The 24,906-nt window shown below is 60.8% G+C and carries 23 protein-coding genes and 1 tRNA gene; 19 read left to right on the top strand and 5 right to left on the bottom strand.

Annotated features, from left to right (window positions below; genetic code table 11):
* Nucleotides 1-2 precede the first annotated feature (2 nt).
* Nucleotides 3-674 (bottom strand): M23 family metallopeptidase, encoded by a 672-nt coding sequence (locus JFN90_RS07485; protein ID WP_328755409.1) that lies wholly within the window; start codon nt 672-674, stop codon nt 3-5.
* A 387-nt stretch (nt 675-1,061) separates the two neighbouring features.
* Here JFN90_RS07485 and JFN90_RS07480 point away from each other — a divergent pair, with 387 nt between their 5' ends.
* The 6 genes from JFN90_RS07480 to gluQRS all read left to right on the top strand — a co-directional run bounded on the left by JFN90_RS07480 (nt 1,062) and on the right by gluQRS (nt 7,252).
* Nucleotides 1,062-3,143 (top strand): glutamine synthetase III family protein, encoded by a 2,082-nt coding sequence (locus JFN90_RS07480; RefSeq protein WP_215906734.1) that lies wholly within the window; start codon nt 1,062-1,064, stop codon nt 3,141-3,143.
* A 371-nt stretch (nt 3,144-3,514) separates the two neighbouring features.
* Nucleotides 3,515-3,853 carry a P-II family nitrogen regulator gene (locus tag JFN90_RS07475; RefSeq protein ID WP_012531513.1) on the top strand — a complete coding sequence of 113 codons (339 nt, stop codon included), beginning with the start codon at nt 3,515-3,517 and terminating at the stop codon, nt 3,851-3,853.
* 38 nt (nt 3,854-3,891) lie between these two features.
* The gene (glnA, locus tag JFN90_RS07470) at nt 3,892-5,304 is read left to right on the top strand and encodes a type I glutamate--ammonia ligase (RefSeq protein WP_199394488.1); all 1,413 of its coding nucleotides are present in this window, start codon (nt 3,892-3,894) and stop codon (nt 5,302-5,304) included.
* 191 nt (nt 5,305-5,495) lie between these two features.
* Nucleotides 5,496-5,843, top strand: coding sequence for a hypothetical protein (locus tag JFN90_RS07465; RefSeq protein ID WP_199394487.1), 348 nt, complete (start codon nt 5,496-5,498; stop codon nt 5,841-5,843).
* Nucleotides 5,844-5,908: 65 nt separating this feature from the next.
* The gene (gene ppnP / locus JFN90_RS07460; protein ID WP_199394486.1) at nt 5,909-6,220 is read left to right on the top strand and encodes a pyrimidine/purine nucleoside phosphorylase; all 312 of its coding nucleotides are present in this window, start codon (nt 5,909-5,911) and stop codon (nt 6,218-6,220) included.
* 105 nt (nt 6,221-6,325) lie between these two features.
* Nucleotides 6,326-7,252 carry a tRNA glutamyl-Q(34) synthetase GluQRS gene (gene gluQRS, locus JFN90_RS07455; RefSeq protein ID WP_199394485.1) on the top strand — a complete coding sequence of 309 codons (927 nt, stop codon included), beginning with the start codon at nt 6,326-6,328 and terminating at the stop codon, nt 7,250-7,252.
* On the opposite strand, the gene JFN90_RS07450 is transcribed toward gluQRS, so the two are convergent.
* Together JFN90_RS07450 and JFN90_RS07445 are read right to left on the bottom strand one after the other, a co-directional pair.
* The gene (locus tag JFN90_RS07450) at nt 7,243-7,449 is read right to left on the bottom strand and encodes a hypothetical protein (protein ID WP_199394484.1); all 207 of its coding nucleotides are present in this window, start codon (nt 7,447-7,449) and stop codon (nt 7,243-7,245) included. The genes gluQRS and JFN90_RS07450 overlap by 10 nt on opposite strands.
* Nucleotides 7,446-7,880, bottom strand: coding sequence for an acyl-CoA thioesterase (locus JFN90_RS07445; protein ID WP_199394483.1), 435 nt, complete (start codon nt 7,878-7,880; stop codon nt 7,446-7,448). Before JFN90_RS07445 ends, JFN90_RS07450 begins: the two co-directional genes overlap by 4 nt.
* A 261-nt stretch (nt 7,881-8,141) precedes the next feature.
* On the opposite strand from JFN90_RS07445, the gene JFN90_RS07440 reads away from it, so the two are divergent.
* Nucleotides 8,142-8,216 (top strand) — tRNA-Gly (locus JFN90_RS07440).
* Nucleotides 8,217-8,410: 194 nt separating this feature from the next.
* Here JFN90_RS07440 and mobB read toward each other — a convergent pair.
* A complete protein-coding gene (gene mobB / locus JFN90_RS07435; protein WP_199394482.1) occupies nt 8,411-8,914 on the bottom strand; it encodes a molybdopterin-guanine dinucleotide biosynthesis protein B in 504 nt (167 codons plus the stop codon).
* Nucleotides 8,911-9,507 carry a molybdenum cofactor guanylyltransferase gene (mobA, locus tag JFN90_RS07430; RefSeq protein WP_199394481.1) on the bottom strand — a complete coding sequence of 199 codons (597 nt, stop codon included), beginning with the start codon at nt 9,505-9,507 and terminating at the stop codon, nt 8,911-8,913. The genes mobB and mobA overlap by 4 nt, the downstream gene beginning before the upstream one ends.
* A gap of 199 nt (nt 9,508-9,706) precedes the next feature.
* On the opposite strand from mobA, the gene JFN90_RS07425 reads away from it, so the two are divergent.
* The 12 genes from JFN90_RS07425 to JFN90_RS07370 are packed head-to-tail and all read left to right on the top strand — an operon-like array spanning nt 9,707 to nt 24,853.
* On the top strand, nt 9,707-10,210 hold the full coding sequence (locus JFN90_RS07425) for a type VI secretion lipoprotein TssJ (RefSeq protein ID WP_199394480.1): 504 nt from the start codon (nt 9,707-9,709) through the stop codon (nt 10,208-10,210).
* Entirely contained in the window at nt 10,207-11,601 is a 1,395-nt protein-coding gene (gene tssK / locus JFN90_RS07420) for a type VI secretion system baseplate subunit TssK (protein ID WP_199394479.1), read from the top strand. Before JFN90_RS07425 ends, tssK begins: the two co-directional genes overlap by 4 nt.
* Before the next feature lie 2 nt (nt 11,602-11,603).
* A complete protein-coding gene (locus JFN90_RS07415; protein WP_199394478.1) occupies nt 11,604-12,269 on the top strand; it encodes a DotU family type IV/VI secretion system protein in 666 nt (221 codons plus the stop codon).
* A gap of 15 nt (nt 12,270-12,284) precedes the next feature.
* Nucleotides 12,285-15,725: a type VI secretion protein IcmF/TssM N-terminal domain-containing protein gene (locus JFN90_RS07410; protein ID WP_199394477.1), complete on the top strand. Its 3,441-nt coding sequence runs from the start codon at nt 12,285-12,287 to the stop codon at nt 15,723-15,725.
* An 8-nt stretch (nt 15,726-15,733) separates the two neighbouring features.
* Nucleotides 15,734-17,053 (top strand): type VI secretion system protein TssA, encoded by a 1,320-nt coding sequence (tssA, locus tag JFN90_RS07405; RefSeq protein WP_199394476.1) that lies wholly within the window; start codon nt 15,734-15,736, stop codon nt 17,051-17,053.
* A 21-nt stretch (nt 17,054-17,074) separates the two neighbouring features.
* Nucleotides 17,075-17,602 carry a type VI secretion system contractile sheath small subunit gene (tssB, locus tag JFN90_RS07400; RefSeq protein WP_199394475.1) on the top strand — a complete coding sequence of 176 codons (528 nt, stop codon included), beginning with the start codon at nt 17,075-17,077 and terminating at the stop codon, nt 17,600-17,602.
* A gap of 13 nt (nt 17,603-17,615) precedes the next feature.
* The gene (tssC, locus tag JFN90_RS07395; protein WP_199394474.1) at nt 17,616-19,100 is read left to right on the top strand and encodes a type VI secretion system contractile sheath large subunit; all 1,485 of its coding nucleotides are present in this window, start codon (nt 17,616-17,618) and stop codon (nt 19,098-19,100) included.
* Nucleotides 19,101-19,134: 34 nt separating this feature from the next.
* A complete protein-coding gene (locus JFN90_RS07390) occupies nt 19,135-19,632 on the top strand; it encodes an Hcp family type VI secretion system effector (RefSeq protein ID WP_199394473.1) in 498 nt (165 codons plus the stop codon).
* A 29-nt stretch (nt 19,633-19,661) separates the two neighbouring features.
* The gene (gene tssE, locus JFN90_RS07385) at nt 19,662-20,162 is read left to right on the top strand and encodes a type VI secretion system baseplate subunit TssE (protein ID WP_199394472.1); all 501 of its coding nucleotides are present in this window, start codon (nt 19,662-19,664) and stop codon (nt 20,160-20,162) included.
* A gap of 4 nt (nt 20,163-20,166) precedes the next feature.
* On the top strand, nt 20,167-21,933 hold the full coding sequence (gene tssF, locus JFN90_RS07380) for a type VI secretion system baseplate subunit TssF (RefSeq protein ID WP_199394471.1): 1,767 nt from the start codon (nt 20,167-20,169) through the stop codon (nt 21,931-21,933).
* A complete protein-coding gene (gene tssG / locus JFN90_RS07375) occupies nt 21,930-22,922 on the top strand; it encodes a type VI secretion system baseplate subunit TssG (protein ID WP_199394470.1) in 993 nt (330 codons plus the stop codon). The genes tssF and tssG overlap by 4 nt, the downstream gene beginning before the upstream one ends.
* Entirely contained in the window at nt 22,919-24,853 is a 1,935-nt protein-coding gene (locus JFN90_RS07370; RefSeq protein WP_199394469.1) for a type VI secretion system Vgr family protein, read from the top strand. Before tssG ends, JFN90_RS07370 begins: the two co-directional genes overlap by 4 nt.
* Nucleotides 24,854-24,906: the final 53 nt, after the last annotated feature.

Here is a 24,906-nt window from a genome sequence, read left to right as displayed (position 1 = left end):
GGTCAGTTGATATTGGTAAAGACCAGTGACCCGTCCTTGTGCAGGTAGCTTCTGATGCTGCCGGTCATCTCGGGGATGCCGGCGCCGTTGTCGAGGTAGTTCCGCGTCACGTTGACGCCTTTTTTCCATAGCTCAAAATGCACGTGGGGCCCGGTCGATCTGCCGGTCGAACCAGAAAGCGCCACAGTCTGCCCCGCCTCCACCTGGTCCCCCACCCTGACCTCGAGCTGGGAATTGTGCCCGTACATGGAAACCATGCCGTCGGCATGTTGTATGGTCACCAGGTTCCCGTAGCCGCCATGCGCCGCGCTCTCTATCACCCTGCCTGCCGCAATTGCCTTCACGCTGGTGCCGGTCGGCACCGCTATATCAACCCCATTATGATGCCGCTGGTGGCCGTCGATCGGGTCATGCCGCATGCCGTAACCGGAGGTGATGACCCCCTGCACTGGAAGTTTTGCATCGATGCCGGAGAGGTCGGGAGCCTCCTTGCCAGGTGACGAAGGCTGCAGTTTCGCGCTTTGCTTGGGTTTGTTCGCTTCGCGCAGCACGCGGACGGCGCCGCTGTTGGTAGGGGTGTTGGTGAAGATCTCGACGCCGCTCTCGTCGGTGTAGCGGAAAAAATCAGCTCGCGCCGGCGAGACGCAGAACGCGCAAAGCACCGCTGCAGGCACGAGTGTACGCGCCAGCCGTGATGTTCTGTTCCACCGTCGTGCGATTGCGGTCGCCTGTTTCATCACCGATAATCCTCCGCCCAGACTCTGTGGTGCCTGATCCCGCACTTGCAGCAGCCGGTACTATAGTATGATTGCCCGCGCTTGGCAAGGGACGACTGGCTGGGAGCGTTGGCCGCGCAGGCCCGGCAGGCGCCGCCCGCCCCTGACCTGTCAGTGGGGTGGGTAAAGATTAATCAGGTGGGTGTGGGGCTGGGCACTTCTCTTGCTTAATATAGGTGGCTTTAGCGCGATTGAACTGTAAATCCCTGGAACTTCGAAAACCCATATAAGCGCTGTGCTTATTTTTTAGACACTGCTGCATAAAAAGGAGGCTGTATCGTGGAGATGTTTGGGCAAAACGTGTTTAACCAGTCCGTTATGAGAGACAAGCTGCCGAAAGCCGTTTTCAAGAACCTGAAGAAAACCATAGACGAAGGTCTGCCGCTGGATCCCTCCATCGCAGATGTAGTCGCAGCTGCAATGAAAGAGTGGGCCGTCGAGAGAGGCGCAACGCACTTCACCCATTGGTTCCAGCCGATGACCGGCATCACCGCTGAAAAGCATGACGCGTTCCTTTCGCCGACCGAGAGCGGGGCACTGCTGGAGTTCTCCGGTAAGGAACTGGTCAAGGGCGAGCCGGATGCCTCCTCTTTCCCCAGCGGCGGCTTGAGGGCGACCTTTGAAGCCAGGGGTTATACCGCCTGGGACTGCACTTCCCCCGCCTTTCTGAGGGAAGAGGCTGACGTCGTCACCCTCTGCATCCCCACCGCCTTCTGCTCCTACACCGGTGAGGCCCTCGACAAGAAGGTTCCTCTGCTCCGTTCCATGGAAGCGCTTTCCGCGCAGGCTGTGCGCGTTCTCAAGCTGTTCGGCAACACCGATGTCACCAGGGTTACCTCGACCGTCGGCGCCGAGCAGGAGTACTTCCTGGTTGATAAGTCTTTCTACCTGAAAAGGCCCGACCTGATGATGGCCGGCAGAACCCTTTTCGGCGCCATGTCCTCCAAGGGGCAGGAAATGGAAGATCACTACTTCGGCAGCATCAAGGAAAGAGTGCTGTCTTACATGAAGGAAGTGAACGAAGAACTGTGGAAACTCGGCGTCACCGCTAAGACCCAACACAACGAAGTGGCACCGGGACAGTTTGAACTCGCACCGATCTTCGAAAACACCAACATCGCCACCGACCACAACCAGATGGTCATGGAAGTTCTCAAGCGTGTTGCCCTCAGGCACGACATGGTCTGCCTGCTGCACGAGAAACCGTTTGCCGGCGTCAACGGTTCCGGCAAGCACAACAACTGGTCCATGAGCTCCAACGACGGCCAGAACCTCCTCGAGCCGGGTCACACCCCGCATGAAAATGCACAGTTCCTGACCTTCCTCATGGCAACCATCAAGGCTGTGGACACCTACGCCGGGCTGCTGCGCTGCTCCTGCGCCAACGCCGGCAACGAGTATCGACTGGGCGCCAACGAAGCACCTCCGGCGATCATTTCGGTCTTCCTCGGCGAGCAACTTGCCGACATCATCGATCAGATCGTAGCGGGCGTAACGAAATCGTCCTCCCTGAGCGGTCACATGGACATCGGCGTGAATACCCTTCCCTCGCTCCCGAAGGACGCCACCGACAGGAACAGGACCTCGCCGTTCGCCTTCACCGGCAACAAGTTCGAGTTCAGGATGCTCGGTTCGTCCTTCTCCATCTCGGGCCCGAACATCATCATCAACACCATCATTGCCCAGGCGCTGAAGGAATTTGCCGACGTGCTGGAGAAATCCACCAACTTCGAAGCCGATCTCGACCAGCTGCTGCAGGAAACCGCGAAAAAACACAAGCGCGTGATCTTCAACGGCAACAACTACTCCGACGAGTGGGTCCAGGAAGCAGCCAAACGCGGCCTGCCGAACATTCCCAGCACTCCCGACGCACTGAAGGAGCTGGTTTCCAAAGAAGCGCAGGAGGTGTTCGCCGCCCATAATGTCTTCAGCGAAAAGGAAGTTCACGCTCGTTACGAAATCATGCTCGAGCAGTACGTCAAGACCCTGAACATTGAAGCGCTGACCATGATCGACATGGCCAACCACAGCATCATCCCTACCGCCATTGAATATGCGACCACGGTGGCATCCTCCATCAATGCGGTTACCGCCGTATCCAGCAAACTGGATGTCTCCACGCAGAAGGGACTGCTGGAAGAGTTGAGCGACAAGCTGGCCGCGATGAGCGCCAACACCAAGGCGCTGGAGAAGGCGCTGGAAGATGCTCTTAATATCGCAGATGCCGACAAGCAGGCGGCCGCATTCAGGGCAAACGTATTCGCCAAGATGCTCGAACTGCGCGCCACCGCCGATGCACTGGAAAAAATTATCGCTGCCAAGTACTGGCCGCTGCCGACCTACAGGGAAATGCTTTTCGTCCTGTGATCCACGATTCTTTACTTGCCTGACAATAGGAGCCTCATGATGGGGCTCCTATTTTAGCTTTGCCACAGTCGGTCACATTGGCAGGATGCATTAATAAGTATCTGATTAATAACATCAAGGTCTCACGGACATATCGCAGGCAGTTGCCTGCATAACATTTAGGCAGCAGCGTTGCCGGCGTCAAGGTCGGAGATAGGCTGTTCCGGCTAAATGTCTGGAATTTGGTGTAGTAAGCAGATCGCTCTGGCCATTGGCCGATGTCTTGCAGCAGGGTCGTCAACCATCAGCCCTCGTTTTATTAGAACTTGCAATTCCATAGCAAGATATCTATAATTCGCGGCGCACTGAACAACAAGCGGAGGATAACTGCCTTGAAAAAAGTCGAAGCAATCATAAAACCTTTCAAGCTTGATGAAGTGAAAGAAGCACTCAATGAGATCGGCATCCAGGGTATCACCATCGGTGAGGTGAAGGGTTTCGGTCGTCAAAAAGGGCACACCGAGCTTTACCGCGGCGCCGAGTACGTGGTTGATTTCATCCCCAAGATCAAGATGGAAATCATTGTCTCTGACGAAGTGGTCGGCAAGGTTGTCGACGCCATCGAACAGGCAGCGAAAACCGGCCGCATCGGCGACGGCAAGATCTTTGTCACCCCCGTAGAAGAAGTAGTCCGGATCAGGACCGGTGAGAGGGGCGAAGACGCTCTCTAATTGGCTGATTCTTTACTTAATTTGAAAGGAGACAGTAGATGACACCAAAACAAGTAGTGGAATTTGCCAAAGAAAACGGCGTGCTGATGGTCGACTTCAAATTCATGGATTTCGTCGGCATCTGGCAGCACTTTACCGTGCCGATGAGTGAGTTCGGCGAGGATACCTTCGAGGAAGGCCAGGGTTTCGACGGTTCTTCCATCCGCGGCTGGCAGCCCATTCACGCTTCTGACATGATCATTCTGCCGGATCCGACCACCGCAAAGATGGACCCGTTCACCGCTGTTCCGACCCTCTCCCTGATCTGCGACATCTTTGACCCGATCACCAAAGAGAGCTATACCCGCGACCCGCGTAACATCGCGAAGAAGGCTGAGAGCTACCTGAAGTCCACCGGCCTCGCCGACGTCGCTTACTTCGGACCGGAAGCCGAGTTCTTCATCTTCGACGACGTCCGTTACGACTCCACCGCCAACTCCTCCTTCTACGCCGTGGACTCCGTGGAAGGCGCCTGGAACACCGGCCGTGAAGAGTTCCCGAACCTCGGCTACAAGCCGCGCCACAAGGAAGGCTACTTCCCGGTTGCCCCGACCGACTCCCAGAACGATCTCCGCAACGAGATGGTGATGGAGCTCCAGAAGGTCGGCATCCGCGTCGAGTGCCAGCACCACGAGGTCGCCACCGGCGGCCAGGCTGAGATCGACATGCGCTTCTCCTCGCTCGTCGACATCGCCGACCAGCTCCAGTGGTTCAAGTACGTCATCAAAAACGTCGCGAACCGCAACGGCAAAACCGTCACCTTCATGCCGAAGCCGCTTTACGGCGACAACGGCTCCGGTATGCACTGCCACATGTCCCTGTGGAAAGACGGCACCAACCTCTTCGCCGGCGACAAATACGGCGGGCTTTCCCAGATGGCTCTGTACTACATCGGCGGCATCATTAAGCATGCCCGCTCGCTGTGCGCCTTCACCAACCCGACCACCAACTCCTATAAGCGTCTGGTGCCGGGTTTCGAGGCTCCGGTGAACATGGCTTACTCCAGCCGTAACCGTTCCGCTTCCCTGCGCATCCCGATGTTCTCCACCAACCCGAAGGCGAAGAGGATCGAGTACCGTACTCCGGACCCGTCCTGCAACGGCTACCTCGCCTTCGCAGCACTGCTGATGGCGGGTCTTGACGGCATTGAGAACAAGATCGATCCGGGCCAGCCGCTGGACAAGGACATCTACGGTCTTTCCCCGGAAGAGCTCTCCACCATCCCGTCCGCTCCGGGCAGCCTGGAGGAGGCGCTCAACGCCCTCAAGGAAGACAACGAGTTCCTCTACAAAGGCGACGTCTTCACCCCGGACGTCATCGACAAGTGGATCGAGTACAAAACCGAAGCCGAAGTCAACCCGGTCCGCATGCGTCCGGTACCGCTCGAGTTCGCCCTGTACTTCGACATCTAGGCAGTTCTGCTCCTACGGGCAGCTAAAAAGGCGGGGGATTTTCCCCCGCCTTTTTCGTGTCTGATGCAGAGGGGTTGCGGCTCTGTTATGACGTCTGCAGGTAAGTCTTTATTCTTGAAGGCGCCTTGAAAAACTGTTACCTTCACCGTTCGCGGCTCCGCGCAGAACAGGGCGCCGGGCGGGAGGAACGATTGCAGCAGCATGAGAAGGTGGCAAAGCTGGTGGGATGGTTCGCCAAGGCGGCGGTGCGCCATGCCGAGGCGATGGAAGCCATGGCCGAAGACCTGGCTGCTGCCGAAGTCGCGGACTTGAACCGCTACTACAGCGCCCTGGAGCGGGAAGATGGTGTGGAGGAGTTGCTGCGTCTGCTCGAGGATCCCGATCCGGTCGTTGCCGGCATGGTGGCCGTGTATGCCATCCGGGAGGCTCCAGAGCGGTGCCTGGCGACGCTCACCGTGATTGCGAGGCAGCCGGGGCTGCTCGGCTTTCGCGCCCAGACCGCCCTGGAACGCTGGGAGAGCGGCGAGTGGCAGAAGTAGAGGCAGGTGTCTCAGATGCTTTATATAGGGTTTGTGTCCGATTTCACACTATGGAGGAGCTAACTGTGTCTGAATTCAACAACGTAACGGTGGTCAAAGAGGCCAATGTCTATTTCGACGGCGGGGTGACCAGCCGTACCATTTTCTTCGCCGACGGATCCCGCAAGACTCTGGGCATCATGATGCCCGGCGAGTACACCTTCAACACCGGTTCCGCGGAGCTGATGGAGATCATGGCCGGCGAGATGACCGTGCTGCTCCCGGGCTCCCCCGACTGGGTTACCATCAGGGGTGGCGAGGCCTTCGAGGTCCCCGAGAACTCCAGCTTCAAGCTGAAGGTCAGCGCCGTCTCGGACTACTGCTGCTCTTTCCTCTAAGACCAAACCGTTGGCCACGGAGAAACTCTGAGAACTTCTGAGGAACCTCACGTCGGGTTTCTCGGGGCGTCTCCGAATCTCCGTGGCTGATCTCTTTCGTGGTTTATGCCAACAGATAAAACTCAGACAGTCGGCCGCTTCGCGCCCTCCCCAACCGGGCCGCTGCACGTGGGCTCCCTGGTCGCCGCGCTCGGCAGTTACCTGATCGCGAAGAACGCGGGAGGTCTCTGGCTGCTGCGCATGGAGGACCTGGATCTGCCACGTGTGGTGCCCGGAATCGCCGACGACATGATGGCGACGCTGGAAAAGCTCGGCTTTCATTGGGACGGGGAGGTGCTGTTCCAGAGCAGACGCACCGAGCATTACCGGGCGGCCGCGGAGCAGTTGCAGCAGCGTGGGCTCGCCTACGCCTGCGGTTGCACCAGGAGCGAAATCGCCCAGATCGCTTCTGCCCCGCACGAGGATGGTCTGGTCTATCCCGGGCTGTGCCGCGATGGGCTGCCGGCCGAGAAGGTGGAGCGGGCGCTGCGGGTCAAGGTCTACGACGAGGTGATTTCCTTCGATGACGGGATCATGGGGCGCTACAGCCAGCACCTCACCGCCTCCTGCGGAGATTTTGTGATACACCGGGCCGACGGCCCCTACGCCTATCACCTTGCTGTCGTGGTTGACGACGCCGCCTCGGGTGTCAACCAGGTGGTGCGAGGGGCGGATCTCCTGGCCTCGACGCCGCGCCAGATCTACCTGCAGCGCATCTTCGGCTTCCCCACACCGTCGTACTGCCATCTGCCGCTGGTCACCGGGCCCGACGGCGCCAAGCTCAGCAAGCGCGACAACGCGGTTTCCCTCGCCGCCGGCCGTGACCTCACGCGGGAAGGGGGGGGGCTGCTGTTCGCGGCACTGTGTTTCCTCGGGCAATCCCCGCCGCCGGAACTGCAGCATGCGGCCCCGGCGGAACTTCTGGGGTGGGGTGTCGCCCATCTCGACGTCGCCGCCATTCCCAAAACCCCCGCGCCCTTTCCTCACCCCTGATCGAGGAAGGGGGGCGCCGCCTCCGGCACCGTCGCCGGTGGGGCCTTCTCCCGTCGCTCCAGTCCCCCGCGGATCTGGTCGCTGGTCCTTCCGCTCAGGCCCGGCTCTTTCAGCATGTGCCTGATCATGGCGTCGTTCAGCGTTTCGCATCCCGGCAGAAGGAGCGCCGACAGCAAAAGGAGCATGCGCGGACTCATCCCTTCTTTCTCCTTTTCTCCACCTCGCGCCATTTTTCCAGTTCCGCCTCGGTCACCGGCTGCCACTGCGGCACCGGCGCGGGGTGCCAGTTCTCGTCGACGGCCACCATGGTGAAGACGCCGCTGGCGGCCAGGCGCTTGTTGCCGTCGGTGACGTTCTCCGCCTCCACTTCCACCTCGACCTCCATGGAGCTGTGCCCCACGTGGATGATGGTGGCCCTGGAGTAAATCACCTCGCCCACGTTGATGGGGGTGTGGAACGTGATGCGCTGGGCGCAGGCGGTCACCACGCGCTTACGGGAATAGCGCCAGCAAACCACGCCGGCGGTCTTGTCCATGATGCTCATGATCACGCCGCCGAAGATGTTGCCGTACGAATTGGTGTCCTTAGGCAGCAGCGTCTCGATCAGCTCCGCTCTTCTGTTCTCCATGGAATTTTCCTCTTTGACCTTTGTTGGTTTGGGGAAGGTGCCCGATGGGGGGCCTGTCAGTGAGGCTGTCTCAGTGCGAGGACCATGAGCACGATGCACATGGGCTAGTCACTGTGTCGTCATTTTTCGTGTCAGCAGTATAGCCTATGGTGCCCGATATAGTACGACATTTAGCAATTTGAGAGCTGAAATTTTTTGCTGACATTAAAAAAAGAGGTTGACTGGCCAGGCCGCTTTTGCTATAAACAGGATCTCTGTTGAGCGGGAATAACTCAGTGGTAGAGTGCAACCTTGCCAAGGTTGAAGTCGCGGGTTCGAACCCCGTTTCCCGCTCCAATTAATTAACAAAACCCCGGTAGCCGAAAGGCTCCCGGGGTTTTTGCATTGTGGCGCGTGAGATGGTGAACACCAACCTTGGTGACTGGCCCTGTGCCGCGAACAGGTGTGCCGGTGCAGGTCGCGGCGGCTCACCCGTAAAAAAAGGGGCACCCGCCGGTGCCCCTCTGTTACATCCATTCCAGGCATGGTTGTTACTGGAGAAAGGTCTCCTCGATGAAGTCCGCGACGGCGCTCGGGTCGTTCAGGTCCAGCACAGGGACATCGAGATCGAGGTCGCCGTCGCTGGCCACCGCGACCAGGGTGGGATCATAGCTCTCGCCGCGGCAGAGGAGCGTGGTGCTCCGCTCCTGCCGGTTCACCTCGATCTTGGGCATGCCGCTTTTCTTGAAACCTTCGGTTACCACGATGTCCATATCGCCGAAATAGGTCTCGATCAGTTCCTCGATGGGGGGGGCTTGGGTGTGCTTCTTGATGATGGCGAGCTTCTCCGGCGACGAGATGAGCATGGTGTCGGCGCCGGCCGCGGTGAGCCGGTAGCTGTCCTTGCCGGGATGATCGATATCGAAACGGTGCGCGTCGTGCTTGATGACCCCGACCCTGTAGCCGCGTGCCTTGAGGTGAACGATGACCTTCTCCAGCAGGGTCGTCTTGCCGGTTCCGGATTTTGCCACAAAGGATACTGCCTTGACCGTCATGTAATTCCTCCTGTATTGACAACGTCTTGCGGTGTATTGAGATTGAGGAAGGCGGTGCCGGCCGGGTCGAGCCGGGCAATCTCCTCGGGACCAACCTCCTTGACCTTCGCCTGCGGGTACCAGGCGTAGGCGCAGCACTCGCCCCCCGCCAGGAGTTCCCCGATCGGTGCCAGGCACCTCTTCGAGTACAGCGCGAAGAGCGGTTCGTACCCCTGCCTGGTCTTGGGGACCACCGCGTCGAAACCTTCTCTGAGCGAGCACAGGTGCTGCAGGATCGATTTGCTGGGGAAGGGGAGGTCGCAGGAGGACACGAAGATCCATTCGCTGTCCGCGCCGGACAAGCCGGTATAGACCCCGCCCAGCGAACTGCCGGGGATGAGGTCGGGAAGGACGCGCACCGGGTAATCTGCGAAACGCTCCCCCCGGTCGCCCACCAGCACCACCTGGGCAAAGCACTCCCGGAACAGGTCAAGCACCCGCTCGAAGAGGGGCTTTCCCTGCACTTCGAGGAATGCCTTGTCCCGGCCCATGCGGCGGCTTTTGCCACCTACCAGGATCACCCCCGTTATGTCGTCCGCCACGAAATGCGGCATCACGCTGGCTCCGATTCTTCCCCTGTTGCTATCCCCAAACAAGCCTCGTTTATACCATAAGTCCCATCGGCGGTGGCACAAATTAAAATCCAGCCCCGGTGTTTGCAGTTAATAAATTTATGCTAACCTGTGCGTTGTCCTTGGGCGCGACATCCGAAAGCATGCCGCCTGGCATGTCAACACGCGCGTAGGAGAGCCCATGTTTAGGATACTTCTCGTCGCTGCATTCCTCGGTTGCTTGGCTGGCTGCACGATGAACATGCGCCTGGCGCAAAGCGGCGCCTCCACGCCGCCGGCCAACGTGATCCGGCTCAAGGTCCAGGCGGATCCCCTGCTTAATCGCTATGACAAGAGCTCCCACGCGCTGCTGCTGTGCCTGTACCAGCTCAAAGAGCCGGACGGCTTCAGGCAACTGGCGCTGAACAAGGACGGCGTGCCCAAGCTCCTCGAATGCGGTCGTTTCGATGCCTCGGTGATAAACGCGCGGCTCCTGGTTGTTCAACCGGGACAGGAGTTCAGCCAGAGTTGCGACAAGGGGGAAGGAGCCCGGTACTTGGGGCTCGCCACTGGATACTACACCCTGGGTAAGAGGAAGGTTACTGAACTGCTCTTCATACCGCCCGGCGCCGCGGAGAACGGACCGCAGGGGGTACTGCACCTGGACCTTGGGGCCCAAGAGATAACCAATGCGAGGGTCGAATGAACACGGCGCAGCGCTCCATCTTCTGGCATCAGGGCATGTTCCTGCAGCCGCAGCATTTCCAGCTTGCCGAGCGCGGCGCGCACTCCCTGCTGATCCCCTACCACAGCCACCTGGTGCCGCACTTCTGGGGCATCTCCCGTGCTGCGGTCAGAACCTCCTCGAAAGGTTTCCGATCCATCGAAGTTGACAGCGGTGCCTTCCTCTTTCCCGACGGCACCTACGTCGAGCTGCCCGGGAACGCCGTGGTGGAAGCGCGGCTCATCCCAGAAGAGGCGGTAGGCAAGGGCGCACCCTTGACGGTGTACCTGGGGCTTAAGAAATGGCAGGCGCGGGCGGAGAACGTGGCGGTCCGGGAGCCGGGTGATGCCGCGGGGCGATCCGATACGCGCTACCTGGCAGCTGCCGACGCCACGTCCTGCCCCGATCTGTACGCAGGCGGTCCCGCGGCGGAAGTACGGCAACTGGACTACGTCCTGAAGCTCTTCTGGGAGAGCGAGCTGGACCTTCTGGGAGACTACCTGCTGCTCCCTCTCACTAGGCTGGAGATGCGGGGAGAGGAACTCGAGATCGCTCCTGATTTCATTCCCCCTTCGCTCACTATCGCCGCTGTGCCGCTGTTTGCGGACCTGGTGCAGAGGATACGGGACCTGGTCGCGGTGCGCTCCCGTCGCATGGAAAGCTGCAAGAAGCAGCGCGGCATCCAAGAGGCCGAGTTCGGCTCCAAGGATCTGGTTTACCTCCTCGCCCTGAGGACGGTGAACCGTTACCTGGCCGAGCTCGACCACTTGATCCGAGCCCTGGTCCACCCTTGGCAGCTGTACAGCGTCCTCGCCCAACTCGTAGCCGAGCTCTCCTGCTTTTCCGAGTCCGTCGCCTGCTCGGGGGATGAACTGGCCGGCGGTACCACTTTCCTTCCCGACTACAACCACCTCGACCTGGGCGGTTGCTTCGCACAGGCACACGATCTGATCCTGAAGCTCCTGGACCAGGTTTGCACCGGCCCGGAGTACGCCGTGAGGCTCTGCTTTGACGGCACCTGTTTTCAGGCCGATCTCACCCCAGCCCACTTCCAGGGAAAAAAACGCTTCTATTTGGCGCTGACAACCGAGGCGGACCACGCTTTCGTTCTCGCGTCCCTCACCGGCCTGGCCAAGCTCGGCGCGCGGGAGAGGCTCCCTCTGCTGATTGCCCAGGCCTTGCCGGGCATCCCCCTGGAGCACTTGCCCAACCCGCCCCAGGAGCTTCCGCGCCGGGCCTCATCCCTGTACTTTGCCCTAGACAGCCGCTCCGAACATTGGGACCTCGTGCAAAAATGGAAAAACGTCGCTCTCTCCTGGGATCAGGCACCTGACGACCTGGAGGCCGAGCTGATGATCGTCACCAGGGGCTGATCATGAGACTTGTCGATTGCTTCATGCCGTTGCTGGCCCATGTCGTGGAGTTCCGTAACGCACTGCCGCAGTGTCCGCCGGAGTATGCCCTGGTCAAAGGGGAGATCCGGGAGCTCCTGGCACAAGCGGAATCGCTGTCGCTGGCGGCGGGGTGCGACCCGGATCAGTTCGACCAAGCCAGGTTTATCGTCTGTGCCTGGGTCGACGAGACCCTGCTGGCCTCGCAGTGGCCTGACCGGCAACACTGGCAGCATGAGCAATTGCAGCGACTTTTCTATCAGACCACCGATGCCGGCGTGGAAGCTTTCGAGCGCCTGGAGGCCCTGGGGCCGCAGCCGGAGGTGCACGAAGTCTATTGCACCTGCCTCGCCCTCGGCTTCAAAGGGCGCTACATCGGGGAGCAGGGGGAGTATCTGCTGGAGCAGTTAAGGTGCGCGCAGTTGAAGCGGTTTCTTGGGAGAACGGACTCTGTTCCGACGCTGGATGGCCTTTCCCTTTTCCCCGAGTCCCTGCCTGATGTACCGCCCACGGCAACTCCGAGGCCGCAGACTGATTTTGCCATCACCCCGCTGTCGGTGGTCCTGATGGCGGCGCCGGTCATCCTCTTCGCCATCATGTACCTCGTGTACCGATACGTGCTGAACGGTTTGACCCTTCCGAACCTCTAGCGGAGGAGGTGCGTCGTGAAGTTCACCGTGCTCACCTACTGTAAATATCTGCTCTTTGGCGCGGCGCTGCTTCCCACCGCGGTGATCTCTTTCGTCATGATCCCACTCCTGCCCTGGCCGTGGCGGATAGGAATCTTCCTCCCCTTTATCTTGCTCTTGCTGTGGGGAGCGCTGGAAGGGATCAAAAAGCTCGTCCAGCAGAGGAAGCCGCGGCCGGACGCGCTCCCTGCATCAGCGCAGCCGGCGCCCGAGGCATCGTTCCGGCTCGATGCCTCGCCGATGGAGCCGGCGCGGCGGGACCGCATTTTCGATCTGCAGCAGAGTTTTCGGGCGGCGGTCCGGACCCTGAAGGGATCGCATCTCAAGCAGGAAGGCGACCCTCTGCATGTGCTTCCCTGGTACCTGTTGCTGGGCGCCACCGGATCGGGCAAGACCAGCGCGGTGCGAAGCGCCCGGCTGCTGTCGCCGTTTTCGGAAGGGGCGGAGGAAGAGGCGACGACGAATTGCTCCTGGCACTTCTATGACCAAGGCATCGTCATAGACACCGCCGGGCGCTACGCGCTTCCGGTCGATCCGGCTGCCGATCACGACGAGTGGCTCACCTTTTTGTCATTGCTGAAGAGGTACCGCAGGAGCGAGCTCGTCAATGGCGTCATCGTCGCCGTGGCTGCCGACCAACTGGTGGCCGGGGACCACGCGTCACTGGAGGAGCAGGGACGGCAACTGCGCTGCCGCATCGAGGAGATGATCCGCCACCTCGGCGTCACCTTCCCGGTGTACCTGCTCATCACCAAGTGCGACCTGGTAACCGGCCTGACCGAGTTCTGCGGCGAGCTCCCTCCTGAGACTCTGGACCAGCCCATGGGGCTTTTGAACCGCGAGCTGGACGCCGATGTGCCGCACCTGCTGGAGCGGTTTTCCCACTCGATCGACTCACAGCTGCGCATGTTGCGTCTTTTGCTGCTGCATCGTGCGGCGATCACGCCACCCAGCGGCCGCCTGCTCCTCTTCCCCGATCGCTTGCGGGCGCTGCGCCCTGGGCTCGAGCTATTCATGCCAGCCGCCTTCGGCCGCAATCATTACCAGGAGACGCCGCTTCTGCGCGGCATCTACCTCTGTAGCGCTGTCCCTGTTCGCCCCACCCCCCACAGAAGCCACGGCGAGCCGCACCCACTGCCCGTGGCTCACGCACCGTTTCTCCACGACTTTTTCGAGAAGGTTCTGCCCCGGGACCGCGGTTTGTGGAGCCCCAGTGCCCGGACCATGAAGTGGCGGCGCCTCTCGGACAACCTGGCCCTGGTCTGCTGGCTGATAGTCGGTGTTTCTCTGTGCGCCATGCTCACCTGCGCCTTCGTGAAGAACATTGCCGTGTTGCGCCAGGCTTCCATTGCGTCGGCCGGCATGCCGCACCTGCAGGGGGATACCGCCGCCGATCTGGCCGCTCTGGAAAACATGCGTCGCGCCGTCGTGGACGTGGAGCTGAAGAACCGGAACTGGTGGGTGCCCCGCTTCGGCCTGACCCGCGCCAGCGAGGTCGAGCAGGCACTCAAGGCGCGCTACTGCCAGGAATACAAGAAGCACCTGCTGGCGCCGTTCGATGCGGAAATGGCGGGGGCGTTGGAAACCGTCTCGCCGGCGCTGCCTGATTCCGCGTTCGGAGGGTTGGTCCTGCACATGAGCCGACGCTGCAATCTCCTGAAGGGGAGGCGTTCGGGCGAGGATGGGACCGGACTGGCGGCCCGCCCGATTCCGGAGTACCGGGTGCTGGTGTCGCAATCGCAGGGGTGGTCCGATCCCGCAGCCGGCAACCTTTACCTCGCCTATGTCGCCTGGCTTGGCGATCCCGCCCAGATGTCCGAGGAGTTGCAGCGCCTGCAGCAGTTGCTCAAGCGCCTGGTGCTGTTGAAGGGAGCCGACTTCAGTTGGGTGCTGGGGTACGTGAACCGGGAGGAAACGGCGACTCCGATTGCGCTGCAGGAATTCTGGGGAGGATCGAGGGTGCTCTTGGGGGAACCCACGTTGGCCCCTTGTTTCACCCGCAAAGGAAGAGAGCGCATCACCGGGCTGCTCGGGGAACTCGCCGCCGCGTACCCGGAGCGGGACATCATGGAAAAGGCGCGGGCTGAGTTCTGGCGCAGCTACCGGGAGGCCACCTTTAATGCCTGGCAGACCTTTGCCGCCCAGCTGCCCAACGGCGCGCTGAGGCTGCTGGCGCCCAAGGAGTGGCAGAGCACGGCGGCCACCATGGGTGGCGAGCAGGGCCCCTACTTCACCTTCATGCGACGCGTCCTGACGGAACTGCAGCCCTTTGACTCCTCGGAATCGTTGCCGGTCTGGGTGGCCGAGCTGTACCGCTTCCAGGCATTGAAAGGCGCCGGGCCCGCCGGGGTTGCAGCTTCGCTGTCGGCACAGGCAAGCAGGGTGGCAGGGAGCATCGGCCGGCTAGGGGGCAACAAAGGGAGTCTTTCCGGCGACGGCCAGGGCGCCAACCAGGCCAGAGAATACCTGAACGCCGTGGCACAAATTGCTCCGGTGGCGAAATCAAGGACGCTGGCACACCGGATGGCGCTGCAGGCCTTCAGCGATTCCGGTGAGGCCGGCAAGTCGCCCCTGTTCCAGGCGGCAGAGGCCGCCCAGCGGCTGAACCAGCTCCTCGCGCAGGGGCAGGGAGACGATACCTTCGCCCGTCTCATTTACGGCCCCATTACCTTCTATGGCACCTACATCCGCATGGAAACGGCCTGCGCGCTGCAAGCCCAGTGGGAGCAGACGGTGCTGAAGGAGGTGCAGGGAAGCCGGGATCCCCAGACGCTGCAGTACCTCCTGGGCAAGGACGGGCCGGTCTGGAAATACGTCGGCGACTACGTGAACCCCTTCATCGGCTGGAGCCCCGCGCGCGGCTATTTCGCGAAGTCCGCCCTCGGCGGCTCCATCCCCTTCAAGCCCGAGTTCTACTCTTTCCTGGCACAGGGAGGAAGGGCCAAAGTTGCCACCGCAGCCGGTTCACCCAAAGCGGTGTACCAAGTGACCATCAAGGGGCTACCCACGGACGCCAACGCCGAAGCCCGCATCAAGCCCCAGGGGACGCGTCTGGAGCTGCATTGCGCCACGGGGGTGCAGTCCATCGTCAACATGAACTACCCGGTGAGCAGGCCTTTCGTCTACATGCCGGAGTCTTGCAGCGACGTCGTGCTGCAGATCGATGTGGGCGAAACCACCCTCACCAGAAGATATCCCGGCAGCCGCGGCTTTACCGAATTCCTGCGTGAGTTCCCAGCCGGGCGGCACACCTTTTACCCCAGCAACTTTCCCCATGAAAAAGAAGCCCTGCAGCGGTTGGGGGTGCGCTTCATAAAGGTAAATTACCAGCTTTTCGGCGCGGGAGACCTGGCTGCACAGCCGGCCGAGCCCCTCCCCGCGCGGGTCCCGGTAAAGATCGCCGAGTGCTGGGACTAGGGGGTGCCATGATCAGTGACCTTTGCATCGAGGATCTGTTGCAGCCCATCTCCTCAGAAAGCCCTGCCGGAAGCGACCTCCGCTACACGACCGTCTACGAGGAGATCATGGAGGCGCGTCGCTACGAGGATGCCACCGCCATGGGAGACTGGCAGCACGACGTCAAGCAGCCCAACTGGGAAAAGGCGATTTCCCTGGCTACCACTGCCCTCAGAGAAAAGACCAAGGACCTGCAGATCGCGGTGTGGCTTGCCGAAGGGCTCACGGTCACCGAAGGCTTTGCCGGTCTGGAGTCGGGGCTCGAACTGATCACCGGGCTCGCCGAGCGCTTCTGGGACACGGTTTACCCGCTGACGGAGGAGGGGGACCTGGAATATCGCGCCACTCCCTTTCAGTTCCTGAACGGGAAGGTTGCTTTGCAGGTCAGGCAGATTCCGCTTACCGACCCGGAACTCACTCCCGGATACTCCTGGCTTCAATGGCGTCAATCCCGGGAGGTGGGCTGCGAGGCAGATGTGACCAACCGCTATGGCGAAATCGACGAGGACAAAAAGAGCCGGCGCGAACAGCTGCTGGCGGAGTCGGCGGTGAGCGCAGAGGATTTTGATACCGCGGTCGCACGCTCGGGTGCAGGCTTTGCCGCGACGCTACGGACAGGGCTCTCCCAGTGCAACCACAAAGTGCAGCGGCTGGCGACGGTACTCGAGGAGAAATTCCTGGACGCGGCACCGACTCTAGCCGAGCTCGCCTCTGCCATCGACGGCTGCAGCAGGCTCGTCGACACGCTGTACCGCGCGCAGGTCGGACCAGCGGCATCCGCTACCCCAGTGGGACTGCAGCAAGAGGCATCCCTTACCGTTCTGAGCGAACTGCACGGGGAGGATACCCAAATACGCCTGCCCGATCTTCCCGCAGCCCCTTCAGGTGGGTCTGGAGCAGAACAGCCGGAGCACTCGCTGTGGCGGGATGCCGTGGCCATAGTCGGGGCCGGGCGGTTGCAGGATGCCCTCGCCATGCTGCTGCACGCCGGCAACGCCACCGATTCGGTACGGGATCGCGACCGGGTCCGGCTCCTGATGGCCAAGCTGTGCCTGGAAGCGGGAAGGGCGGACCTGGCCCGACCCATCGTGGAGGAGCTGTACGGCATTATCGAAGAACTACATCTGGAGCGCTGGGAGTCGCCGCTTTGGGTTGCCGAAGTGCTGGTGGCGTATTACCGGTGTCTGCAAGATGGGGGACCCCGCGATTGCGACGCGGATCTGGCCCAGCTCCTTTTCAAGCGTATCTGTCTGCTCGATGTCACCAAGGCAATGCCGTACCCCCACTAAGGGCGCGGCAAAGGAGAGATCATGGCTACTTCGGAGAGTTTGCAACACAGGCTGGAGCGGGTGAGGGCGCCCCGGGTCCGTATCACGTACGACGTCGAGGTCGACGACGGCGTGGAGGTGAAGGAGATTCCCTTCGTCGTGGGAGTGCTGTCCGACCTGTCCGGTTCGCCGGAACCCCCTCTGTCCAAGCTTAAGGAGAGGAAGTTCGTGGAAGTCGACCGGGATAGTTTTAACCGCGTAATGGAAGCAATCAAACCGCACCTTGCCTTCAGGGTCGACAACACGCTGTGCGGCGATGGCTCCCAACTCGCGGTGGATTTGCGTTTTGCCTCACTGGATGACTTTCATCCCGAGCGCGTGGCCCGGCAGGTGGAGCCGCTGCGCAAACTGGTCGAAGCGCGCGGGAGACTTTCCGATCTATTGAACCGGCTGGACGGAAACGACCGGCTGGACGAACTGCTGCGGGATCTTTTGACCGGTGGTGACGCGCTGAAGAAGATCTGTCACCGCCCCACCGGCGGCAGCGGTACCGGCGGCGAGAGCGCCTGAAAAGGGGGGAGCCATGGAAGAGTTCGACCAAGAAAAGGGGATCCGCTTCGCTGAACCACAGCCTGCCCCGGAACTGCTCGATCTGATCGTGAGCGAAGGGCGGCTTGCCCGCTACGAAGACCAGAAGCCATATGCCAGGGAGATGCTGGTCGAACTGGTGCAGCAGGTGCTGGCCGGGGAGATGGTGCCCGGCGGCGACATCGAGCGGATGATCCACACCAGGATCGCCGAGATCGATCATCTCATCAGCGATCAGGTGAACCGGATCATCCATCATCCCGAGTTCCAAAAGCTTGAGGCATCCTGGCGCGGACTCTCCTATCTCGTGCACCAGACGGAGACCGGCAGCGACCTGAAGATCCGCGTACTGAACGCCTCCAAGCAGGAACTGGCCCGGGACATGGAGAAGGCGTCAGAGTTCGACCAGTCGTCTCTTTTCAAGAAGGTGTACGAGGAGGAGTTCGGCAGCTTCGGCGGCGCCTCCTACGGCTGCCTGGTCGGGGACTACGAGTTCGGCAACACGCCGCAGGACCTGGCGCTGTTAACCCGCATGTCCGAGGTTGCCGCGGCGGCGCACGCTCCGCTCATCACCTCCGCTTCCTCGACCATGTTCGGCGTGGACAGCTACGCGGGGCCGGACGGGCCGAGGGATCTGGCCAAGGTTTTCCAGGGTGCCGACTACGCCCGGTGGCGTTCCTTCCGGATGTCGGAGGATGCCAAGTACGTGGCGCTGTGCCTGCCGCACGTGCTGATGCGGCTGCCCTACACGCCGGACAGCGACCCGGTTGAGTCGTTCCAGTTCGAGGAAGAGGTCGCCGGCGACCACGGTAAATACCTCTGGGGCAACGCCGCTTACTGTCTCGCTGGCCGCATTACCGACGCCTTCTCCAGGTACGGCTGGACCGCTGCCATCCGCGGCGTCGAAGGGGGAGGGGCGGTGGCCGATCTCCCCATTCACAGCTTCGACACCGGCGAAGGTGAACTGGCGGCGAAGTGCCCGACCGAGATCGCCATCACCGACCGGCGCGAGAAGGAGCTTGCCGATCTTGGTTTCGTCCCCCTGGTGCACTGCAAAGGAACCGACTTGGCCGCCTTCTTCAGTGTCCAGAGCGCCCACAAGCCCAAGATCTACGACACCGATGCCGCCAATGCCAACGCGAGGCTCTCGGCCCAACTGCAGTACATCCTCTGCGTGTCGCGCTTTGCCCACTACCTGAAGGCGATGATGAGGGACAAGATTGGCAGCTTCGGGACCAGGAAGAACGTGGAGGATTACCTGAACCGGTGGATCAGCCGGTACGTGCTCTTGGATGATGATGCGGGACAGGAGATGAAAGCGCGTTTCCCGCTGCGCGAAGCCCGTATCGAGGTCTTCGATCAGCCGGGCCGGCTGGGATGCTATCGGGCGGTCGCCCACTTGAAGCCGCACTACCAACTCGATGAACTGACCATCTCGCTGAGGCTCGTCGCCAACCTCCCTTCGCCCCGGACGAACTGAGCGAAGTTGAGACCACCATGAAAGGGAGGAAGTCATGGCCTTTGATGCGTTCCTGAAGATAGAAGGGATACCGGGAGAGAGCAGCGACGATAAGCACAGGGACTGGATCGAGGTCCTCTCCTACAACTTCTCCGTCACCCAGCCCACCTCCGGCACCGCCAGCAGCGCCGGCGGCGCCTCCGCCGAGCGGGCGAGCTTCTCCGATTTCAGCGTCGTCAAGGTGCTGGACAAGGCGAGCCCGAAGCTCTTTGAAGCCTGCGCCACCGGCAAGCACATCCCCAATGTCACCCTGGAGATCTGCCGGGCAGGCGGGGATAAATTGAAATACATGGAGTACAAGCTTTCCAACGTGATCATCAGCCTGAACCGCTCCGGCGGCAGCGCGCACGGCGGCGAAGCCATCCCCGTCGAGGAGATCGCCTTCAACTATGGCAAGATCGAACTCGCCTACACCCAGCAAAACCGCTCCGACGGCACCGGCGGCGGGCAGGTGGCCGCAGGGTGGAACCTGGAGACCAACAAGAAAGTGTGATTGAAACGGGCACGAACGCGGGAGGACCCATGCGTTACCAGCCGGAACCGAGAAGATCCTTACTCGACAGGCTCACCGACCCGGAGCCGGGCGGTCTCGCTGCATCCGCCTGCTCTCGTCGCGGCAGCGTCAAGTCGCTGATCGACTCGGTGCTGCGCGACCTGGAGAACCTCTTCAACACCAGGTCCTTCGCCACAACTTATCCTCACAGGGGGCTGGCTCCGCAGGTGCCAGTCCCCCTCCCTTCCCATCTGAAGCGCTCCCTTTTGAGTTACGGCAGCCGCGATTTCAGCTCGGACAACCCGCGCTCGCACCAGGTGCAGCAGGCGATACGCCTGGAAATCGTGCGACTGCTGGAGACTTTTGAACCGCGGTTGACGGAGGTGACCGTGAGGCTTGGCCAGGTCCAAGGGGAGCGGAGCCTCAGCTTCCGGATCGATGCCGTCTTGCAGGTTGAGCCGGTAACGGTCCCCACCGCCTTCGATACCCACTTCGACCTCAACAGCGGTTCCTACACCATCCTCTCGTGATCCTATGCCCGATGACTTCCTCGACTACTTCGAAAGAGAATTAAGCTTTCTGCGCGAGATGGGGAGCGACTTCGCCAGGAGGTATCCCAAGGTCGCCGGGAGACTCCTGCTCGAGCCCAGCAAGTGCGAGGACCCGCACACGGAGCGCCTCATCGAGGCATTCGCTTTCCTGTGCGCCCGCATCCAGCGCAAGATCGACGATGGCCTGCCTGAGATCACCCAATCGCTCTTGCAGGTTCTCTATCCGCAACTGGTCACCCCGATCCCATCCGTTTCCCTGGTGAAGTTCGGGCCTAACTTCAGGAATCTCCCCGAGGCAGGCTATCACATCCCAAAGGGAACGGAGCTGTTCTCAAAGCCGGTGCATGGAGTCTCTTGTCTCTTCAGGACGGTCTACCCCGTGACCCTCTGGCCCATCGAAGTCGTCGACGCCCGGCTCGAGGAACCGCGGCGTCAGGTCAGGGGCGCGCAGCAGGTAGTGAGGATCAGGTTGAGGGTGCACCGGGGGGCCTTTCAAGGCGATGTGCTCCGCTTCCACCTCAACGGGCAGCCCCAGCATGTGTTCCCGTTGTACCAGTTGTTGCTGAGCCACGTGTGCCTGATGGAGTGTGGCGCGGCGGATGCGCCAGCGAGCGAGAGGCTGGAGCTTCCACCTGGCGCCCTCCTTCCCGTGGGGTTCGCCGCGGAGGAAGGGCTTCTCCCCGCTCCCGAGCAAATGTTTCCCGGGTACCGGCTGCTCTTGGAGTACTTCACCCTCCCGCAGAAGTTCCTGTCTTTTGAGATAGTCGGGCTGAAAGGAAAAGCTTTCGGTGAGCTGCTGGATTTATTGCTCTACCTGGACCGGCCCGCGCCTGAGTGCCTTGTCGTCGGGAGTGACACCTTCTGCCTGTATGCCACTCCTGTGGTCAACATCTTCAACAAGGTGGCGGAGCCGATCCGGCTGGATCATGAAAGCTCCGACTACCGCGTCGTTGCAGACCTGAGGCGGGAGGACGGGATGGAGGTGCTCTCCATTGACGACGTTACCGCCGTCACTCCGGATTCGCCTTCGGAAGTAAAGCGTTACAGCCCGGTGTTCGGCGTTGAAAACGGGCCGGGCTGCGAGGGTGAACTCCCCCTGTGGCACATGCACAGAAGGCCTTCGTCGCGCCCGCATGACGGTGGCACCGATGTCTTTCTTTCCTTTAGCAATGGCAACGTGAATTGCCCGGTACCGGAGACGGTGCTGGTCCGGTGCAGCTGTTCAAATCGAGACCTTCCCGCGAAGCTCCCTTTCGGCGACCCGGCTGGAGATTTTCAAACTGAGCTGCCCGCACCGCTTCAAGCTATCTCCTGCCTCATCAAACCGACCACCTCCCTGCGTCCCCCCCTTGACGGCGGGCGACAACGAAGCCTCATCTCACACCTGTCTCTGAACTATCTTTCCCTGGTTGATACTGGTGCCGGAGCTTTGAGAGAGATTCTGCACCTCTATGACTTTTGCGGCTCTGCTTCCACGAGGCAAGAGATCAATGGCATCGAGTCGGTGAGCTCTCGTCCCGTCACCAGGCGGATGGGGGCGGGCTTTTGCCGCGGCGTGGAGGTGACCATCGAGTTCGACGAGGAGAAATACATCGGCAGCAGCCTGTACCTTTTTGCCGCGGTGCTGGAGCGGTTTCTCGGACAGTACGTGTCGGTGAACTCCTTCGTGCAAGTCATCGCCAAGACCACTCGTGACAACAGCATCTTCAAACAGTGGCCACCGCGCAGCGGTGACCGGGTGCTGTTATGACAAAAGATCCCGCCCGCCACGGACACCGCTTTTTCCCGACCGTGCATCGCCTGGAACGGGCGGGACGGTCCACTCCCGCAGTGGGAGAGGCCCTGTCACCGGGAGCCGAAACGATTCGATTCACCTCTGCCAAAGGGTTTGCCTTCCCCCCAAGCGATATCGGACGGATGACCGAAGACGAAGACGGCGTGGTGCATGTCGAGGTTGCCGCGCTGGGGCTGATCGGCCCATCCGGCGTGCTGCCGCATTGGTACCACGAACTCCTCTTGGAGCGTGACAAAGCCCAGGATACGGCGATGGGAGCTTTCTATGACATCTTTCACCACCGCCTGGTCTCTTTGTTTTACCGGGCATGGAAGCGCAACCGTCTGTTGCCGCAGAAAAAGGCCGACAACAGTGACGTTTTTTCGGGGCACCTGCTGAGTTTCCTGGGGTTGGGGACCAACGGCCTCAGGGAGCAACTTCCCCTTTCAGAGGAGGCGCTGCTTCACTTCAGTGGCCTTGCCGGCCGCCCGGCAGCAACTGCCGCTACCATCGCTCAGATCGTACAGTCGCTGTTCGGACTGGCCACCGAAGTGGAGCAGTTCGTGCCGCGTGTGGTCGAGTTGGAACCATCGGATTGGACTATCGTTGGGAAGGGGAACTGTAGGCTTGGCGTCGACACTGTCTGTGGCGGCCAGATCTGTGACATCACGTCGACGTTCCGGCTGTCTCTGGGGCCGATGGGATACCGTGAGTTTCGCGGGTTCTGGGAAGGGGACAAGCTGGCAAGGCTTCTGTCGTTGGTCCGGTTCCTGGCGGGGGCTGAATATGAGTGTGAAGTCCGGCTGAAGCTAAAGAAAGAGGAAGTCCCCCCATGCCGGCTCGGTGCAGCAACCTCCGATGCACCAAGGCTTGGCCGTTCCACCTGGCTCAAAGCGCCAGACTCCGTTCTTGACGCGGACCCGCTGGTGACCTTCAATCCCGACGAAGTGAGGCGTACAGCATGACGTTCACACAGCGCGACCGGCTCATTTCCATCCGCACCTCTCTAGGTGAAGACGCCCTTCTCTTGATGGAATTAACCGGAGAGGAGGGTATCTCCCGCAGTTTTAACTTCGAGCTGTCTCTGCTGTCCGAGCGTCACTCGATTCCGCTGCAAGCCCTGCCCGGCAGCAATGCAACTGTCTCCATCACCCTTGCTAACGGCAACAAAAGATACCTGAACGGGATCATTTCCACTTTCACGCAGGGCAGATCGGGCGGCGAGGACGGTGAAGATAGTCCGTTCTTCTTTTACAGATGCACACTGGTTTCCTGGTTCTGGACCCTTAGCAAGAGTGCCGACATAAGGATCTTTCAGAACCGCTCCACCCCCGAGATAGTAGAGCAGGTATTCCAGAGCCATGGTTTGTCCTGGTACCGCTTCGATCTGCGCGGAAGTTACGACAAGAGAGAGTTCTGTGTCCAGTACCGGGAAACTGCCTTCAACTTTATATCCCGTCTTCTGGAGGAAGAAGGTCTCTTCTATTTTTTCCGGCATGAGGATGGGACGCACACGATGATCATCGCCGATTCTCCCGATGCCAATCCGCCCTGTCCGTTTCAGCAGAACGTCTCGTCGCGCTCAAGCGCGACCGGCACCAGGGAGGAAGACGTCATCACCGCCCTCGAAGTCACACGCTTCATTCATCCCAGCAGATACTCCCTTAACGACTACAACTTCGCCATTCCAAGGACAGGATTAAAAACGGAATCTCCCTGTGTAGCCCAGTCACAGTGGGCAAAATGCGAGGTGTACGATGCTCCCGGTTGCTATGGCAGCAGGAGCGCAGGCGACAGGCTGGCACGGATACGTATGGAGGAAGAAGAAACTATGGCCACCGTTCTCTTTGGCAATAGCGATTGTCGTGCCTTTGCCAGCGGCTATCGCTTCAGGCTGAGAGATCACTGCAACCGCGACTTGGAGGGGAAAGAGTTACTCCTGGTGTCCGTAAAGCATGATGTAACGGAAGCATACGCTACCGGTTCCATTTCCAGTTACCACAACAGTTACGTCTGCATACCTCACCAGACGCCATATCGTCCGGCGCGTCTGACACCAAAGCCAGTCGTGCAGGGACCGCAGACGGCTGTCGTTGTCGGGCCTCCGGGAGAGGAGATCCATGCCGACCAGTACGGACGGGTGAAGGTAAAGTTTCACTGGGACCGGGCGGGGAAGGGCGATGACAGCAGCTCCTGCTGGATCAGGGTGGGGCAACCTTGGGCCGGTAACGGCTGGGGCGCCATGTTTTTGCCGCGTGTTGGCCATGAAGTCCTGGTCGAATTCCTGGAGGGTGATCCTGACCGGCCGGTCATCATCGGCCAACTCCATAATGGCGTGAACTTGCCGCCGTACCAACTACCCGCGGAGAAGACCAGAAGCTGCCTCAAGTCGTGCTCGACTCCCGGTGGAGAAGGGCACAACGAGCTTCGATTCGAGGATAAGAAAGGTGCGGAACAGTTGTATCTGCACGCGCAGCGGGAGCAGGTGAACCGGGTGGAGGAGGATTCGCTGGAGTGGGTCGGGCAGGACCGTCACCTCATCGTTACCCGGGACCGGCTGGAGAAGGTGTCCCGCGATCAGCACGTTGAAATTGTGGGCGACAGTAATGAAGCCATTGGCGGAACCCTTTCCCTTTCACTGGGAGCGGACCTGCAACTCAAGGTTTCCACAAAATGCGCTTTGCAGGCCGGGGAGGAGGTAATCATCCTGTCCGGAAAGGCTGTGGTGATCGAATCACTGACTCAGGTCTCATTGAAAGTCGGAGCAAACTTCATCGATATCAGCCCGGCGGGAGTCAACATCGTCGGTAGCAAAGTGCTGATTAACCAGGGAGGCAGTCCGGCGGTTTCTGTGCGAGCCTCGCCTGAGAAACCAAAGCCGCCCAAAGAGCCTTAGAAGACCCGGTTCGTGCGGTGACGATCCGGCCGCAGTCATCATCTGGGGGAGGA

It is taken from the genome of Geomonas propionica (assembly GCF_016458235.1).
GTDB classification, from domain to species: Bacteria; Desulfobacterota; Desulfuromonadia; order Geobacterales; family Geobacteraceae; genus Geomonas; species Geomonas propionica.
This window is presented reverse-complemented; position numbering and strand designations above follow the sequence as displayed.

Excerpts from the sequence above, each read along its gene's own strand:
- tssB (WP_199394475.1), top strand. The coding sequence starts at position 17,075 with ATGGCTACTTCGGAGAGTTTGCAACACAGGCTGGAGCGGGTGAGGGCG.
- tssK (WP_199394479.1), top strand. The coding sequence starts at position 10,207 with ATGAACACGGCGCAGCGCTCCATCTTCTGGCATCAGGGCATGTTCCTG.
- tssC (WP_199394474.1), top strand. The coding sequence starts at position 17,616 with ATGGAAGAGTTCGACCAAGAAAAGGGGATCCGCTTCGCTGAACCACAG.
- mobA (WP_199394481.1), bottom strand. The coding sequence starts at position 9,507 with ATGCCGCATTTCGTGGCGGACGACATAACGGGGGTGATCCTGGTAGGT.
- JFN90_RS07390 (WP_199394473.1), top strand. The coding sequence starts at position 19,135 with ATGGCCTTTGATGCGTTCCTGAAGATAGAAGGGATACCGGGAGAGAGC.
- JFN90_RS07370 (WP_199394469.1), top strand. The coding sequence starts at position 22,919 with ATGACGTTCACACAGCGCGACCGGCTCATTTCCATCCGCACCTCTCTA.
- JFN90_RS07480 (WP_215906734.1), top strand. The coding sequence starts at position 1,062 with ATGTTTGGGCAAAACGTGTTTAACCAGTCCGTTATGAGAGACAAGCTG.
- tssG (WP_199394470.1), top strand. The coding sequence starts at position 21,930 with ATGACAAAAGATCCCGCCCGCCACGGACACCGCTTTTTCCCGACCGTG.
- JFN90_RS07450 (WP_199394484.1), bottom strand. The coding sequence starts at position 7,449 with ATGAGTCCGCGCATGCTCCTTTTGCTGTCGGCGCTCCTTCTGCCGGGA.
- tssF (WP_199394471.1), top strand. The coding sequence starts at position 20,167 with ATGCCCGATGACTTCCTCGACTACTTCGAAAGAGAATTAAGCTTTCTG.
- JFN90_RS07425 (WP_199394480.1), top strand. The coding sequence starts at position 9,707 with ATGTTTAGGATACTTCTCGTCGCTGCATTCCTCGGTTGCTTGGCTGGC.
- tssE (WP_199394472.1), top strand. The coding sequence starts at position 19,662 with ATGCGTTACCAGCCGGAACCGAGAAGATCCTTACTCGACAGGCTCACC.
- JFN90_RS07415 (WP_199394478.1), top strand. The coding sequence starts at position 11,604 with ATGAGACTTGTCGATTGCTTCATGCCGTTGCTGGCCCATGTCGTGGAG.
- gluQRS (WP_199394485.1), top strand. The coding sequence starts at position 6,326 with ATGCCAACAGATAAAACTCAGACAGTCGGCCGCTTCGCGCCCTCCCCA.
- mobB (WP_199394482.1), bottom strand. The coding sequence starts at position 8,914 with ATGACGGTCAAGGCAGTATCCTTTGTGGCAAAATCCGGAACCGGCAAG.
- glnA (WP_199394488.1), top strand. The coding sequence starts at position 3,892 with ATGACACCAAAACAAGTAGTGGAATTTGCCAAAGAAAACGGCGTGCTG.
- tssA (WP_199394476.1), top strand. The coding sequence starts at position 15,734 with ATGATCAGTGACCTTTGCATCGAGGATCTGTTGCAGCCCATCTCCTCA.
- JFN90_RS07445 (WP_199394483.1), bottom strand. The coding sequence starts at position 7,880 with ATGGAGAACAGAAGAGCGGAGCTGATCGAGACGCTGCTGCCTAAGGAC.